This window comes from Paenibacillus paridis (assembly GCF_006345825.1).
Lineage (GTDB): Bacteria > Bacillota > Bacilli > Paenibacillales > Paenibacillaceae > Pristimantibacillus > Pristimantibacillus paridis.
Map to the genome: position 1 here is coordinate 98,954 of NZ_VCIX01000086.1, position 17,154 is coordinate 116,107.

Annotated in this window: 10 protein-coding genes; 5 read left to right on the forward strand and 5 right to left on the reverse strand. The window is 49.6% G+C overall.

The annotated features are described in order from the left end of the window. Positions 1-115: 115 nt before the first annotated feature. A complete protein-coding gene (locus FJQ58_RS15335) occupies positions 116-3,676 on the forward strand; it encodes an S-layer homology domain-containing protein (protein WP_139994904.1) in 3,561 nt (1,186 codons plus the stop codon). An 81-nt stretch (positions 3,677-3,757) separates the two neighbouring features. Then, entirely contained in the window at positions 3,758-5,644 is a 1,887-nt protein-coding gene (locus tag FJQ58_RS15340) for an ADP-ribosylglycohydrolase family protein (RefSeq protein ID WP_162341508.1), read from the forward strand. A 36-nt stretch (positions 5,645-5,680) separates the two neighbouring features. Here FJQ58_RS15340 and FJQ58_RS15345 read toward each other — a convergent pair whose 3' ends face one another. After that, positions 5,681-6,994: a phospholipid carrier-dependent glycosyltransferase gene (locus FJQ58_RS15345; protein WP_139994908.1), complete on the reverse strand. Its 1,314-nt coding sequence runs from the start codon at positions 6,992-6,994 to the stop codon at positions 5,681-5,683. A 334-nt stretch (positions 6,995-7,328) separates the two neighbouring features. Then, entirely contained in the window at positions 7,329-8,288 is a 960-nt protein-coding gene (locus FJQ58_RS15350; RefSeq protein ID WP_139994910.1) for a helix-turn-helix domain-containing protein, read from the reverse strand. Positions 8,289-8,408: 120 nt separating this feature from the next. Here FJQ58_RS15350 and FJQ58_RS15355 point away from each other — a divergent pair, with 120 nt between their 5' ends. Next, on the forward strand, positions 8,409-9,140 hold the full coding sequence (locus FJQ58_RS15355) for a ThuA domain-containing protein (RefSeq protein WP_139994912.1): 732 nt from the start codon (positions 8,409-8,411) through the stop codon (positions 9,138-9,140). 116 nt (positions 9,141-9,256) lie between these two features. On the opposite strand, the gene bglX is transcribed toward FJQ58_RS15355, so the two are convergent. The 3 genes from bglX to FJQ58_RS15370 all read right to left on the reverse strand — a co-directional run bounded on the left by bglX (position 9,257) and on the right by FJQ58_RS15370 (position 13,564). Next, complete coding sequence (gene bglX / locus FJQ58_RS15360; protein ID WP_139994914.1) at positions 9,257-11,461, reverse strand: beta-glucosidase BglX; 2,205 nt, start codon at positions 11,459-11,461, stop codon at positions 9,257-9,259. 264 nt (positions 11,462-11,725) lie between these two features. Further along, complete coding sequence (locus FJQ58_RS15365; RefSeq protein WP_139994916.1) at positions 11,726-12,598, reverse strand: carbohydrate ABC transporter permease; 873 nt, start codon at positions 12,596-12,598, stop codon at positions 11,726-11,728. Positions 12,599-12,613: 15 nt separating this feature from the next. Beyond that, entirely contained in the window at positions 12,614-13,564 is a 951-nt protein-coding gene (locus FJQ58_RS15370) for an ABC transporter permease (protein ID WP_139994918.1), read from the reverse strand. A gap of 144 nt (positions 13,565-13,708) precedes the next feature. Here FJQ58_RS15370 and FJQ58_RS15375 point away from each other — a divergent pair, with 144 nt between their 5' ends. Both FJQ58_RS15375 and FJQ58_RS15380 read left to right on the forward strand, forming a co-directional pair. Next, positions 13,709-15,556 carry a sensor histidine kinase gene (locus FJQ58_RS15375; RefSeq protein WP_238404072.1) on the forward strand — a complete coding sequence of 616 codons (1,848 nt, stop codon included), beginning with the start codon at positions 13,709-13,711 and terminating at the stop codon, positions 15,554-15,556. Beyond that, a complete protein-coding gene (locus FJQ58_RS15380) occupies positions 15,537-17,144 on the forward strand; it encodes a response regulator transcription factor (protein WP_139994920.1) in 1,608 nt (535 codons plus the stop codon). The genes FJQ58_RS15375 and FJQ58_RS15380 overlap by 20 nt, the downstream gene beginning before the upstream one ends. The last annotated feature ends 10 nt before the right edge of the window (positions 17,145-17,154 follow it).

Below are 17,154 nucleotides of genomic sequence, written 5' to 3' on the forward strand. Positions count from 1 at the left end.
AAATTCCGGTTAAATGCATCAAAAGTCTGAAATTCATCCATATAGCGGGAGAAAATCCTGTTCATTAAATCGGAGAGAAATAAAGCGCTGACAATACTTTGAGGAGGATTGGACGATGAAAAAGATTGCGAGGTTTGTCTCACTTCTTTTAATTATCACTCTCTTGATTGGCGGACTTAACCTGAAGTTTGGCACAGTGGAAGCACAAAGCACGGAGGAGCCTGACTTGGACCAGATCGAAGCATCGTGGCCCGTCGTTTTTGAAGACACCTTCGATCAGCCTGCCGCCAATTGGGATGCGCCTTCCGGGAACTATATGAACTATGAATATACAGGCGGGCGCTTTGCCGCCAAGGATACCTACGCTAGCTCCAAAGCAAGAATCAAGGAAAAATCCTGGTCAACATTTATGCTGACGTTCAATCTGAACATACCGGATGTCTCGGCAGCGGGCGCTTTTGCCAGAGTGGATTTGGGAGATGCAGGCAGCACCGCCTATGACTCGCTTCTGATCAAGCAGAACAAGATTTCCTTCTATAAATCCGGCGTTACAGGGGAGACCACGCTTGCCAACTATACGATACAATCCGGTGTCAGCTATGCTTTCAGAGTGCTCGTGAGTGGCACGAAGGCCACTGTAGAGGTGAAGCCGGCGACAGCAGCTACCTATCAAGCACTTGGTGAGTATGAGAATCTATCGGCGGCGTCCGCAAGAACGGTTACCTTTGGGCATAACCTAGCTAAGCCAAGCCTAGATGACGTTCGAATCTTTTCGGAGGAGAACGATGGTTCGTTGATTCCCGATGTGAACCAGGTAACGGCTTCATGGCCCGTCGTCTTTGAGGACCTGTTTGTGAATCCAACGGCCAAATGGGATACACCCGCCGGAAACTATATGAACTACCAATATCTTGACGGGCGTTTTACGGCCAAGGACACCTTCTCTACCTCTAAGGCAAGAATCAAAGGCAAGTCGTGGAAAAAGTTTCTGCTCACGTTCCAGTTGACCATCCCCGATGTCTCGGCGGCAGGCGCTTTTGCCCGAGTGGATCTGGGTGACGTAAACAGCGCGAATTATGACTCCTTGCTCATTAAGCAAAACAAAATCTCCTTCTATAAATCGGGCATCACTGGCGAAACAAAGATCGCTGATTACACCATTGTTTCCGGTGAAAGCTACGATTTCCGATTGCTTGTGGATGGCAATTCCGCCATTGTGCAGGTGAAAGAAGCTGGAGAGACCGAGTATGAGACGATGGGTCAATATCAAGGTCTGTACAATGCCGTCAAAAGAACAGTTACGTTCGGCCATCATTTGCTCAAGCCGAGTTTGGATAACGTGCGGGTATATGCCCTTGCTGCGGATAATCCTTATACGGGACCCGTGTTAAGCAGCTTGCAATTTCACAAGACAGCGATGGATTTGAAAGTCGGGGAGACGGAGAATCTGAGAGCCATTTACGAGCCAGCAACGGTTGTGCTTGATGATGACAGCGTCATATGGAGCAGCAGCAACGAGCAGGTGGTGAAGCTGACCGGCAGCACGTCCAAAGCCAGAGCCGTCACGGCGGTAGCGCCGGGGACAGCAACCATTCAGGCGGTTACAGCCGACAACAATATTACGGTCATTTGTTACGTCACGGTCACGCCGGCTGTTATACCTGCAAGCGGCAGCGCCACCTTTGCTTTTAACGGCGCTATGCAAGAAATACCCGAGGACTTATACGGCATCAATTATCAGAAGCTGAATGATTTGGGCCGGACCGATCAATGGTACAGCTCAAGAGACATTGCTTTAATGCAGGATATTGGGGTTGATATCTTAAGGGTGCCAGACGGAACGTCGGCCAACTATTATTTGTACAAGGACGGGTCATTGGTCAACGCGAACGATCCAAGATTCAGCGGCATTACGACAGGCTTCGAATATACTTCCGTTAATGGAATTAACAACGGGCTGAACGGCATTTTTATGGATGATATATTCAGGTCGCCAAATGAGCTTGAACTGCCAAGCACCTTCGTGGTGAATGTGGCTTATCAGACGGTTCAAGAGATCACCGAGCAGGTGGAAGAAATCCAAAGCCTCTCCGATCAGCCTGTCCGAATTGAAATGGGCAATGAGTTTTATCTGAACCATTACGGCGATGAATTTCCGTCCGTGACCGATTACGTGGCTAAGGCAGCTTTGGTTTATGCCGCCATCAAAGGAATTGACCCGAATATTAAAGTCGGAATCGTTATTTTGGACAAATGGCAGGAGACGATCATTGTCAAAGATCCGGATTCGCATAAGCCGAATGATCCGCTTGATCTGGAGGATACGGCCAACAACCGTTATGTACGGTGGGAAGAATGGAACCGGACGATCGCTGACCACCCAGATATTTATGACGCCGTCGTTCCGCATGAATATACCGGCGTGCACAGTATCGATGACCTGACGCAGTCGGATTTCATGGACTTTTTGTATGTGAACAACGAAAACCGCTACCAGCTCATCAAAGAGCAGGCGCTGGAGTTTCCAGGCAAAGAAATGTGGATTACCGAATATGGCGGCATCAGCGGACTCATCTTCGGCGGCGAGACCAACACAACGGAAAAAGGCCGTATCCATCTTGGAAAAACGCCAGCCTATTCGATGCATTACATGGAGCGGTTTATGAATTTCATGAAGTCAGGCAATGTGCAGGTGAGCGCTTACCATTGCCTTATCGACAATCAGTTTTTTGGCGTCGTTCAGGATAGCTTTGATTCCGCCAACAAAACGGGCATGGTCGTCCTGCCGCCCTATTATACGTTTAGAGAAATCGGCAAGCTGCTGAGTGAAAACGACTACTACTATGATATGGATATGACCAGCGGCGACTTCCGGATGATGAACAACGCATCGCCTGCCAATTATGTATATGGCAAGGATCTGAAGATTAATGACGTAGGCGCATGGGGACTTGGCGATGCAACGAGCGCAGGCACGGTTGTATTCAGCAACAGGACGAATAAGGAAATTGAGGTTTCCATCCCCGGTCAGAATCTGATGCCGGTCTGGACATATGGCGGCGACCCGGTTCCGGATTATCTCGTCAATGATTACACGATTTGGAGACAGGAGCCCAAAACGAATCCGCTGCCGGTTATTCCTTCCGAAGGATTTGCGGCAACCGTGACGTTGCAGCCCTATTCCATGACGGTAGTGAAGCTGGACGGAAAAACCTACAGCGATGTAAATGCAGCACATTGGGCGAAAGAATACATTGAGAATCTAGCGACGAAGGGATTGGTTTCTGGCGGAAGCGCTACTCACTATTTGCCAGAGGCGAATGTGACCAAAGCGAATTTCACCACAATGCTGGTGAAGGCGCTGCAAATTTCAGCTGATTACTCGGATACGCCAGCGGCATTCGCGGATATTGCAAGCACCGATGCGAACTATCCGGCCATGGCGGCCGCGGCTTGGAAGGGCATTGCCACAGCGGATTCATCAGGACATTTCAATCCGAGTCAGTTGCTTACAATTGCCGAAATGATTGCGATGACGCAAAATGCTGCCGCTGCAATCGGAAAAGAGCCAACGCTGATTACGAATCCAGGATTCGGCGGGACTCCTTCTTCGACAGGCTATGCTACGCGTGCGGAAGCGGCGCGAATGGTTTATGCGCTTTTGGCATTGAATTAAGCGTTGAATGGCAAGACAAGGCGGTCTTAAGGGAAAAGGGATTCGAATTGAGCTGGAAGATAGTTTATGAGGAGTGTCGACATGCGTACAGAGATAGGTATTCTAAATGAACAGGACTATTACCGGATCGTTTATGGCGGCTGGTTGGGCAAAAATATCGGCGGAACGCTTGGCGCTCCAGTTGAAGGCATCAAAGAGCTGCTGCAGCTGGAGTATTACCCCGAGCTGCCAGACGGCCCGCTGGAGAACGATGATCTTGACTTGCAGCTGGTTTGGCTTCATGCCTTGGAGCAATATGGACCAGGGCTCACGGCTGCGCACCTCGCCCAGGAGTGGGTAGACCATATTTTTTTTCCATTTGATGAATATGGCTATGCCTTAACCAACATGCGCAGAGGGCTGAAGCCGCCCATTGCGGGACTCTTTAATAATCCGTTCACCAGCTGCATGGGCTCTCCGATCCGCTCTGAAATCTGGGCGATGGTAGCTCCCGGCATGCCGGAGCTCGCAGCCCGGTATGCCTACGAGGATGCTATTACGGACCATGCGGGCGGCGAAGGCGTTTACGGGGAGATGTTTTTCGCGGCTCTGGAAAGCGCGATTTTTTTCGAGAAGGATCGGGATGCCCTAATCGCCATTGGCATGAAATTCATACCGCCTGACTGCCGAACGGCGCTGGCGATTCAGGATTTATTGCGCTGGCATAAGGAAGGGAAAGAGTGGAAGGTAGCGCGCGAGCTTATTTTGGAGCATCATGGGAGCGAGAATTTTACGGATACGCCGCAAAATATTGCTTTTACCCTGCTCGGCTGGCTGTACGGGGATGATTTCGAGGATGCCATTCTTAAAGCGGTGAACTGCGGCTATGATACCGATTGCACTGCCGCTACGCTCGCTGCTATCCTTGGCATGATACTCGGACCGGAAGGGCTGCCGGCCAAGTGGGTGGATCCTGTCGGCAACAAGGTCGTGGTCAGCCCGCCGATTAAAGGCTTTCCGTATCCTGTGACGTTGGAGGAGCTAACGGGCAGAACGATTGCGATGGGCAGGCAGATATTGGCCTACGCAGGCTCTCCAATTCTTATTCGGTCGGATGCGCCGAGCAAGCTGGATTACCGGGCAGAAGCCGATGAATCATTGGAGCCATTATGGACACGGGATCCGGCCGTCGATATCCGCTACCTGCCTGAAGGCTCGCAGAAGCATGCGCTGCTGAAGGTGGAAATTCGATATGAAGGCAACGACCCATCCATAGGTGCCGGATGTGAGAAAAAGCTGCAATTCACGATTGCGAACACGGCAACCATTTCTCTGGCATTCCGGCTGGAGCTTTTGTTGCCGAAGGATTGGACGGGTGAGGACATGCAGGCGATTACGTTGGCAGCCGGTGAATCTTACATTTGGGATACGACTGTTCATGCCTCTCAGAGCTTGCAGCAAGCGGCGTACAACCTGCAGCTCCAATTCACCCGGCTGCACAATTATTCGGAATGGGCACAGTATCATGCCACCTTTGCTCTAGTTCGGGCTTATGGCTGGTTGGTCTCAGGTCCTGACGGTTCGAATGAGCAGCCTGCTTGGATACCTGGCAACCGTATGCTGCTGGATGAAATTACAGGCTTGCAGGCCCAAGGGTGGTACACAGGGCGGACGATGCTGCATAATCCGTTGGACCGTCGAATTTGCCTCATCGTGTCGGCACCGGGAGCGGTCCGATTGAAGCTGGGTGGCGAGACCGTGCTTGAAACCACTGGAGCCGCCGATTGGCTTCCAGCCTATCATCGGGGAGCAGAAGGACAGCGGGTAGAGCTGAATCTGACTGCCGGGGATCATCGATTGGAGGTAGAGGCTCTTCGGGAGGAGCGGCCTCTGGAACTATATGTGATGATGGTCGCGCCTGCTGATACGGAGGAGCCGGGCTTTTGTTACAACCTGAATGACCTACTGTTAGATCTGCCGCGCAACTAATATAGCACCGAAAGCTTCGTAAGCGCCGAAAGGCGCTTATTTTTTTGAAAGGGAGGCATCCTCTTGTAGTGGAATCGGTGTATACGATTTGGTTGCTGCTTTTCGAAATGTGAGATATGCCCCTATATGCTTCAATAAATATACGCCAAGCCAAGATGACAAAATAATAAACAGCGGCATAACGGTAAAATTGTAACGGTACTCCGGTACGAACAAGAGCCTAATCAGCGACATCACGATGATCACTACCGCCAGCATGACGGCCGGATGCCGCCATTTCCGAATTAGCGCTAGCAGCGGGATAATTGTGCTGTATAGGATAAGCAAGTGCAAATAGGCGACATGCGGGTAAGCGTAATAGACAGGTGAGTGCCCGGAGCCGAAGAACATATGCGTATACGTATATTTCAGCTTGCCGACGGTGTACCATTTTACGTATTTCCAAGTTTGCTGGGTAAAGCCCGCTTTGATGCGCGCCCAAGCATATTCGTTTTGCGACATGCCATTGCGTTCCACAATTTTATCGGTATAGTCCTTGTCCGGATACGTACCTGCACTAAACGGATTGGACTGGGAAGCCGTCAGCACGAATTCATTCAGCGTCACGAGGTTGCGAATCCACCAGGGCAGCATCATCGCGGACAGGCATAGGCCGGTAATGACACCGAGCAACGCGACTTTTTTGAACATCGCGAGCTTGGAGGAATGGGCCTCTTCTTGAGGAGACTTAGCCCTAAACCATTGCTGAAGCAAAAACACGCCGTACAGCGGCACAAATAAAGGCAAAAACTCGGCGCGGACCAGCACGGTAAGCCCGAGCAACACACCTGCAAAGGCGGCGTCGCGCTTCCGCTGCGTTCGGAAAGCATGGAGCTGCATGGATAAATAGGACATTAACAAAAATAACGCAAGCGATTCGGTCAGTACCGCCCCGTTCGTCCAAATAAAAGGATGATATATCGCCGAGATCAATAGCGAGAGGATCGCCACCCATTTATTTCGAGCAGCCTGCATCGCAAGCGTATAGATGAGCAGCATTGCACCAAGGCTAATCAGCAATTGTACCCATCGAATGAGTGGAAACGGCTCAACGGAAAGTTGATCGGCGACCACATACAGGCCAGCCATAAATAAAGGATAGCCTGGCGTTACCCTTGCATTAGGAACTTCTTCTTTGTAAGAATAAATGCCTTGATCGAGCAGCCGGTGCACCATTTCATTATAATACTTCGTGTCGTGTGAGATAGAGTGAGTAACCGAGGTGAGAAAATCAGCCCTTAGCCAAAAGGCAAGCGTAAAAATAAGAACAATCGCTAGCGACCAAGCTTTGTTTTGTTTAACCCATTGCACGTTCTATAAGCCCCTTTCATCTTCGAACAAATAGCGATCCAGCTTGAAACAGGCGGTCCGCCTCATTTGTTTCTTCCTATTCATAAGGCAAGTATAGAGGGCTGTTCTTAATAAGTGTGGGATCATCCCCTTATCAAATCCTTAAGATCTCCTTAACGATGCAAATAGGCTGACTTTGTGGAATGAGAAAGAGCTCCATGCCAGAGGCATGGAGCTCTTTTCAATTAATAGCAAAGTATATCCGTAGACTATACATTCTCTATATTGCTCTGAACGAAATGCGTTGCGCGGCCAGAGGACGGGGACAATCGTTTCACCTTGGTAATATAATTAATTAAGACTCCTCCACAGCGTGCCGCTTGGCTTCCATCGCGGATTTGGATTCGCTGCGCATACGCTGCTTGAAGATCCGTGGCGAGCAATGATTATGCCGTTTGAATAGCTTATAGAACTGGGCGAGATTGGAGATGCCTACCTCGTAGCTGATCTCCATAATGCTGAGCTCGCTGGTCAGCAGCAGCTGCTCGGATTTTTTAATCCGTTTATAATTCACATAATCGACGAAGGAAACGCCCATCGTTTTTTTGAAATATTTTATAAAATAATGATAGCTCAAATTGAGCATGGCGCATGCCTCTTCTACAACGAGCTTCTCATTCAGCCTTGCGTCGATGTCATCAAGCACCGGCCTTAAGCGGCTAAGCTCGCTTTCTTCCGTATCGTTCAGCAGATTGCGCGTATCGCTTCGCAGCAGAAGCAGCAGCAATCTCTTGATCGCAGAGCTGATGGCGATTTCGTAACCTCTCATCCGTGTTTGTGATTCATTGAAGATCTCGAGTATATAAGCATGTGCCTTCTGCTTGGCAGCCGCGCTTTCCGCAAAAATATAGTTTAAAATATCGAGCGGCTGAGTCAGCTCCGAGAAACAATATAAATAGGGCATCGTGCTTTGGTCGAAATGCTTGCCCAGATCGATTTGAAAAACGATATAATGCAGCGCCGTATCGACAGTTGGCTTATGTGAACGATGCGGCTGATAGGCACCTAGTACCATCACGTCGCCAGGGCCGAGAACAAGGTAGCCATGCTTGCTTTGCACGCCTAAGCTGCCCTCAATAACGGCAAGAAATTCGACTTCCTTGTGGCAGTGCCAGGGATGCTGCTCCAACGTGCTGGATTGGCCTGCTTCCCCGCGAATTTCCCATATTTTTAAAAACAGCAACGGGTTTTGGTAGACGACTTCTTCATTTACAGCCTCGAAATAGGCTTCTCTTATGGCTCCGTATACGGACATGGACATGACCTCCACTTTGAGTATAGCACTTTTGAATAATAAATAAGCATCATTTAGCATTACGCGCAAGCAGCGGTTTTTTTATACTGGGATTAACAAGTTTTCGAGGAGGATCTTACAATGGCAAGGATAACGGTATGGAACGAGAATCGCCACGAGAAAATTAATCCGCTGGTGGGACAGATTTATCCCCAAGGCATTCATGGCGCAATTGCACAATTTTTAACGGAAGCGGGCTTTGAAACGGGCACGGCTACGCTTGATGAAGCGGAGCATGGCTTAACCGATGAAGTATTGCACAGCACCGATGTGCTCGTATGGTGGGGACATCTTGCTCACGATGAAGTAAGCGATGAGATCGTTCGTAAAGTACAGCAGCGCGTGCTTGATGGCATGGGCCTGATCGTCCTGCATTCCGGCCATTTTTCGAAAATTTTCAAGCTGTTGATGGGTACAAGCTGCGACTTGAAATGGCGCGAGGCAGGGGAGAAGGAGCGGCTTTGGGTCATTGCCCCTAGCCATCCTATCGCGGAAGGAATCGGCGAATACATTCAGCTTGAGGAAGAAGAAATGTATGGCGAGCACTTTGATATTCCAGCGCCGGATGAAGTGATTTTTACCAGCTGGTTTGAAGGCGGAGAGGTGTTCCGCAGCGGCTGCACGTTCATGCGCGGGAACGGCAAAGTATTTTATTTCCGGCCGGGCCATGAAACGTACCCGACCTATCACAACGCCGACATTCAACGCGTCATCACCAATGCCGTGAAATGGGCGCAGCCCGTGGGACGCCAACGGCCCGTTTACGGCAATGCGCAGCCATTGGAGACGCTAACAGCAAAAGCAGGCGTATAGAGCAATAAGGAAAGCGGAATAGGGATCATTAATTAATATGTATTTGTATTGCTTCATTAATAAAGCAGAACAACCAACACGCTGTAAGGGCATGTTGGTTGTTTTTGTTGTGCCTGTTATTTCACTAATTTGAACGAAAGCGCCGTTGTCTGCTTGCTGTTTGGCCCAACGAAAGCTAGAAATTCACCCGCATCGCTAAAATGCTGAAGGTCGGAATGATAATAGCGAAGCTGGCTTTCGGTTAGCGTAAATTCGATTTCCTGGGTTTCGCCCGGCTGAAGCAGCACTTTACGGAAATCCTTCAGCTCTTTGACAGGGCGTACAACCTCGCCCGAGATGTCGCGAACATATAGTTGCACGGTTTCCTCGCCTGCAACCTTGCCTGAATTCGTCAGCTTCACGGTAACCGTCAGAGGTTGCTCCGCGGTCATTGTATCCGAAGAGATGCTCGCTTCGCTGTAGTCATATTCGGTATAGCTTAGCCCGAAGCCGAACGGAAGCAGAGGCTCATTCGGAATGTCCAGATATTGCGATACATAGCGCACTTGAGCGTCAGCCGCGCCTTGCGGGCGTCCGGTATTGAACGCATTGTAATACACAGGCACTTGCCCAACGCTGTACGGGAAGGACATCGTCAAGCGGCCGGACGGGTTGGCGCCGCCGAACAGCAGCTCGGCTACCGCATTGCCGCCTTCGCTGCCTGGGAACCAAGCTTCTAGAATGGCATCGGCTTCATCGTATACGCCATGCAGGTCAAGCGGGCGGCCATTAAACAAGACAGCTACCATCGGTTTGTTTAATGCTTTCAGCTTGCGGATCAATTCAAGCTGAACTGTAGGTAACTGAATGTTTGCTCTGCAGCCGGCTTCGCCGCTCATATCCGAATGCTCGCCAAGCGCAAGCACGATTACATCGGCAGCTTCAGCCGCTGCGCGAGCTTCCTGCCATTGTTCTTCCGTTGACGACTCGATATCGCAGCCAGCCGCAACGAGCAAGGAGGAAGGCTGGCTTAGCTTGTTCTTGATGCTGTCGGCCAAGCGGACAACGGCATCATGCGAGCCGGTCCAAGACCAAGGTCCAAGCAAATCGCCGCTTTGGGCGAACGGGCCGATAACGGCAATCTTCTGTCCAGATTGAAGCGGAAGAACGGATTCATTTTTAAGCAGCACGCAAGATTTCAATGCCAGCTCGAACGATGCCGCGCGGTGATCATCGCAAAATACGATTTCTTTCTCGCGCTCCGGATTAGCAGCACGGTAAGGATTTTCAAACAGGCCAAGCTTCTTCTTTAATGTAAGAATGCGCATAACCGCTTCATCGATAAGCGCTTCGTCGATTTCATTTTTGGCCACTAAATCAGCCAGGTTCTTCGCGTAACAGGAGGTCATCATCTCGATGTCGACGCCTGCTTTGAGCGCTTTGGCGGCGGCTTCCGTCTCATCGGCAGCAATGCCGTGGGCAATCAGCTCTTTAACCGCTCCCCAATCCGAAATGAGGATACCGTCAAAGCCCCACTCCTCGCGGAGCAGCTTGCGCATCAAATTCGAGTTGCCCGTCGCCGGAATGCCATCGACTGTATTGAAAGAGGTCATAACCATCTCGCAGCCTTCATCGAGTGCTGCTTTGTAGCCTGGCAAATAGAACTCGCGCAATTGACGCTCCGACAAATCAACCGTGTTATAATCGCGGCCGGCTTCGCCTGCGCCATAAGCGGCAAAATGCTTCACGCATGCCGCTACGCGGTCATAATCGCCAGCCAGGTCCGTTCCTTGGAAACCGCGAACGAATGCGCGCGCAAATTCGGCGTTCAGGTAAGGGTCCTCGCCTGTGGATTCCATCACGCGACCCCAACGCGGATCACGCACAAGGTCAACCATTGGCGCGTATGTCACGTGGACGCCGGATACGGCAGCTTCTTTAGCGGCAATCTCGGCGCTAAGCTCGGCAAGCGGCAGGTCCCAAGAGCAGCCGATCGCAAGCGGAACAGGGAAAATTGTTTTAAAGCCGTGAACGATATCGGCCATCATCAGCAAAGGGATGCCTAGACGGTTATTTTCCAAATGCGTGCGCTGTACGTTGATGACGTCTTTGGCTCCAGCCATCCCCAGCACGGAACCGCTGTTGCGGACGGTGTCTTCGGTAATGCCAAGCGATTCCATTGGACCTGTAATCAGTCCGGCATCCTCAGCTCCCTCGTAGAAAGGAACAGCTAGCTGAATGAGCTGCGCAATTTTTTCGTCAAGCGTCATTTTCCCGATCAAGTCGTTCAAAGTTATAGAGTTACCACCGATTTGTACGGTTTGGTTCGTTTCGTTAGACATATATTTTGCAGCCCCTCTAGTTCGTAAATTCATTGCTGTTGAATTGGTACGGCACTTCTATAAATGTGGAACAAAAGAAATGTAGTGTAAGCGAAGCGAGAAGATCGTTCTGGAGAAACGAAGTGTTCGCCTTTGTAGCCGGATTCTTACCTTTAAAGGTCTTAGTCAATCAAAGAATCTGGTTACAACCGCGATCGTAAGAATGATCTACTCGCGCAGCGACCAAAACGAGAAACTTTAGTTCAACTTATATAGTACGGCAACCTATTCTTTTACCGCACCGATAACGATCCCTTTAACGAAGTAGCGCTGCAAGAACGGATAGACGATTAGAATCGGCAAGGCTCCGATAAAGATCTGGGAAGCGCGAATCGTACGCTGCGACATATTCGCTACCATTTGCGGATCAAATTTGGTCATATCCGCTTGAACGATAATCGTTTGAAGGAAGCTCGCCAGCGGCAGGTTCATGGATTCTTTAATATAGATCAAGCCGTCAAAATAAGCGTTCCAATGCATAACCATCGTAAACAAGGAAATCGTCGCAATCGCCGGCATGGAAACCGGAAGATAAATTTGAATAAAGCTGCGCAAGTGGCCGGCACCGTCAATAAAGGCTGCTTCTTCAAGCTCCTTCGGCACTGTGCGGAAGAAGTTCAGCAGCAGAATAATATTGTAAACCGAAACCATAACCGGGAGGATAAGCGCCATCAGCGTGTTCATAAGCCCCAGTTTCAAAATAAGAATGTAGCTTGGGATCAAGCCGCCGCTGAAGAGCATCGTTACGACAAAAAACCAGAGGTATACGTTGCGCGCCCGGAAAATGCGCGAGTCCTTGGAGAGGGCGTAAGCGGCAACCGCATTGACGATCATCGCCAGTGCCGTTCCGAGTACGGTCCGCTGTACGGATACCCACAAGGAGGACAGGAAATTGGCATTTTCAAACGTTTTGGAATAAGCCTCAAGCGTAAAGCCGATTGGCCAGAAGGTAACCATGCCGGCATTGGCCGGCGCAGAAGAGCTTAAGGATACCATTAGCAGGTGAAGCAGCGGAAGCAGACAGACAATCGAGATGATCAACAACGCGGTATTATTTATAATACTGAATATACGGTATGGTATTGTTTTGTGGTACATATGCAGTCACCCTTTCTAGAAGATCCTGTAGCCGGCGAATTTGTACGCGAGTCGGTAGGAGATAACGATCAGTATTAAGCTAATCATGGATTTGAAGAAGCCGACGGCTGTAGCAAAGCTGAATTGTCCGCTGAGCAAGCCTTCGCGGTAGACAAAGGTATCGATAATGTCGCCTTGCTGATAAATGAGCGGGCTGTACAGGTTGAATACCTGGTCGAAGTTGGCGTTAAGCACGTTGCCAAGCGCCAGCGTGGCTACAACGATCAGAATTGGGATCAGCGAAGGAATCGTAATATGCATCGTTTGTTTCAAGCGGCTTGCGCCGTCGACCTCGGCTGCTTCATACAGTGCCGGATTAATGCCGGATAGCGCAGCAAGGATAATAATCGTGTTGAAGCCAAATTCTTTCCAGACGTCACTGGATATAATCGTGAATCGGAACCATGAGCCGTCACCGAGGAAGAAAATCGGCTTAATGCCAAACACGCTGGTCAAGAACTGGTTCACAATGCCGGTTTGGGCAAGCACATCGATCAAAATACCGGATAACGTTACCCACGACAAGAAGTGGGGCAGATAGACGAGCGTTTGGATGGAGCGCTTTAGTCCCATATTGCGTACCTCATTGAGCAGCAAGGCGAATAGGAACGGAATAATCAAGTTCATTACAATTTTGGAGCAGGCAAAAAATAACGTATTCCATGTAATTTGCAAAAAGTATTCATTCTCGAACATATATCGGAAATGCTTCAAGCCGACCCATGGGGAGCCGGATATTCCTAAGCCGGCCTTATAATCCTGAAATGCCATTACAAGTCCCGTCATAGGCAAATAAGCAAAAACAAGGACGAGCAGAACAGCTGGCAGTACCATCAAATGAAGCGTCCAGGGCTGCTTGTAGCCGCGATCTTTTTTCACTTTAGGGGCGACGTTAGGGTTTGCTTGTTGTAGGGTATTAGAGTCCATAGTTCTCCCTTTCCATAAAATCATATTTGTGTATCATGTGAAACCCTGATATAAATAGTAACAAAGTGCGTAAGCTCGAAACTATAAGACAATGTTAGGATTCATAGGTTTTTGTTAGGGAGATCATTTTGGAGGGGTAGGATCATGGTACTAAATAAAAGCATGCCTTTTTTCAAAAAAAAACTAGGGGCAAGGGTCAGTCTCTTTGCCAAAATGAATATATTAATCCTCTTGTTGTTCATTCCGATTATCATCCTTTTTACCTATTCCAATCAGGTGGCATCGCATGTGATCAGCAAGGAGCTGCAGGCTTCGAACATTAAGCAGCTTTCGTTCCTATCGAGCCAAATTGACTCCAGAATCAATCAGACCGTGGACTTTGTCATTACGTTCTCGAAGGACCCGAATGTCGAGAAGTTTAACGGGCTTAATCTTTGGGATGACCTTTATGATAAAATGCAGACTCGGTATGTCGTACAGGAGAAGATGATGCTGCAGTCAGGCGTCATGAATATTTGGCCGGTGACGTACACCTTGTATTCGCAGCAGAACAAAGAAGCGATATCCAATAATAAAGATACCGTCAAATATGACGAGGATTATCTGGAAAATAACATGACAGGGGATTGGACCTACGGGGACGGAAGAGCGGCGACCGCTGGGACACAAAAATCGTTTAATTGGTTTTATACCGATTCTTTTGGTCATCAGGGAACGCTTAAGGGCAGCAATCTCGTCGTGCAGGCGAGCTTCGGACACGAGAATATTCAAAATATGCTGGACACGTATAAAGCAGGCGGACAAGGTGATCCTATCTTTTACCATGAAGGGGAAACGCCGATTCTGAACCGAAGCGCCTCCAAGAAGCTGTCTTCTGAGCTGACGCTTTATTTGGATGGCAAGCAGCTGGCGGATACGAATCAAGAGGTGGTCCTGCTCGATCATAAAAATTATTTGGTAAGCGCAGTCAAATCGCCGCAGCTGGGCTGGTATCTCGTTGATATTGTGCCGCTGGACCAGATGCTTGGGCCGATCTCATCCAGCCGGAATTTATTTTATTTATCGATGGTTTTATTGTTCGTGGTCGGAATATCTGCCTCTGTATTGCTGTACCGCAATGTGCAGCGTCCGATCATCAAGCTGATTCGCGGCTTGCAGAGCGTGCAGCGGGGAGATTTCTCCGTGCAAATCAAGTCGAACGTGAATAATGAGTTTGCCTTTTTATTTTATCGATTCAATGAGATGTCGCGGCAAATTCAAGATCTGGTCGAGAAGGTGCTTGGCGAGAAGCTGCGCGCGCGCGAGGCGACGTTAAAGCAGCTGCAGGCGCAGATTAATCCCCATTTCCTGTACAACTGCCTCGGCTATATAATTAATATGGCACAGATGAAGGAGCAGGAGGCGGTTGTCTCCATGGCTTATAATTTGAGCGCGTATTACCGCTACACGACAAGGATGGAGCGGGAAACGGCAACCGTTGCAGAAGAAATCAAGCTGCTCGTCAATTATTTGGATATTCAAAAGCTGCGCAACGAAAGAATTGAATACACGATCGATATTCCGGATGAAATGCTGAAGCAGCAGGTTCCGCGGCTCATGCTTCAGCCGATCGTCGAGAATGCCGTCATTCACGGCGTTGGCAAGTCGTATTCGTCCGGCGAAATTCGGATTAGAGGCGAAATCTCCGGCGGCTGCTGCCGCGTCTATGTCGACGATGACGGGCCAGGCCTGAGCGCGGACGGGCAGGAAGCGCTGAACCGCAAGATGAAAGAGCCGCTTCAGGAAGAAATGGGCTGCGGGCTATGGAATACCAATCAGCGGATTTACCATCAGTTCGGAGAAGGTTCCTATTTGCATTTTACCGCTTCGCCGCTTGGCGGATTCCGGACCGAAATTATTTGGCAGACGCCTGCCGCAGCAGAATTATCTCAACCATCCTCTCAACCATCAACTCAACAAGGAGATACACTACATGCAAATGATCATCGTTGATGACGAAGCCCACTGGGTAGATAATCTGTCCATGCACAAGCCTTGGCATACACTGGGCATTGAACAGGTGCACAAAGCTTATTCTGCGCGGGAAGCGCTGCAAATTATCGAGACGAATCCGGTTGATATCGTCATATCCGATATTCTCATGCCGGAGATGACTGGCATTGAGCTGATTGAAAAAATTCGCGAATACGACAAACGGATCAAATGCATCATTTTGTCCGGACATTCTGACTTTGATTATGCGAAGGAAGCGCTCCGGCATCAGGCGGTCGAGTACCTTCTTAAACCGCCAACCGATGATGAATTGTTCGGAGCGGTAAGAGTCGCCATTGATCAATTGAAGGAGGAGTGGGAGAGCATCAGCTCCCATGAGCGAACGGAATATACGCTGCGTGAAAATCTGCCGCTGCTGCGCGGACAGCTGTTGCTTGACGGATTGCGCGGCGAGAAGATGGCTGCGGAGGAATGGAGCCGTAAGCTAGAGAATTATAGCTTGCCGATTGTATTCGGAGACTGCGCTCTGCTGCTTGTCCGTATGGAGGATGAATTCAGCCAGTACCGGCATAACGGTCAGCAGTTGATGGAATATGCGATTATTAATATTGCCGAAGAAATTTTTGGGGAATATATGAAGGTATGGGGCGTCAAGGAAGAGCATGGCTACTTGGCTTTCCTGCTGCAATTCAAGGATGAATTCCCGTCAGCCAAGCAGGATTTGCTGCTAGAGAAGCTCGCAGTGCAGCTGCAGTCCAAGGTGAAGCAGTTCCTCAAGGGCTCGTTGTCGATCGTGATCACGGAGCCATTCTTGTTCCCCGAGCAGCTCCACGTCAGCTATAGGCAAGCTTCGTCTTCCTTCCGGCAGATCGTTGGCGATGAGCGTGAATTTGTTATGCGCGTCAGCGAGCTGAAGCAGCATGTATCGCAAGGCGCATTGGATGCTATCCATGCTCCTCCAACACTGAACAATTTGCTGGAGGCCGTACGCTGGGATGCGCTTGAGGAGAAGCTGCAGGGCGTATTTGCCGAGCTGGACGAGAAATGGTCCGATTCTTGGGAGCATTGCATGGAAGCAGGATTTCTCATTGCTTCCTCATTTACTCATTTTGCCCATCGGAACGGGCATACGCTGGCGGAGCTGCTGGGAACGGATATGGAGCTGCTGCAAAGCGGAGAGGCTTTTTCCTCGATAAGCAAGCTGCGCAATTGGTCGATCGGAGTGATTGGCAAGCTGAAAGAGGGGACTGCCAATGAAGTGAATGACATTCGCTCGTTGTACGTCAAGAAGGTTCAGGATTTTACCGAAAAAAATCTTCATCTGGACGTGTCCTTGCGTGTGCTCGCTGATCATGTGAACCTGCATACGACGCATTTATCTAAAATTTATAAGATTGAAACCGGCGAGGGGATCAGCGATTATATTTCCCGGCTTCGGATGGAGCGAGCATGCCATTTGCTGAAAACGACCGAGAAAAAGGTGTACGAAATCAGCACGGAGATCGGTTATTTGGAGCCCGCGTACTTTATTAAGGTGTTCAAGAGACAGTTCGGCGTTACCCCGCAGGATTACAGGCATGGCAACTAACAACATGACA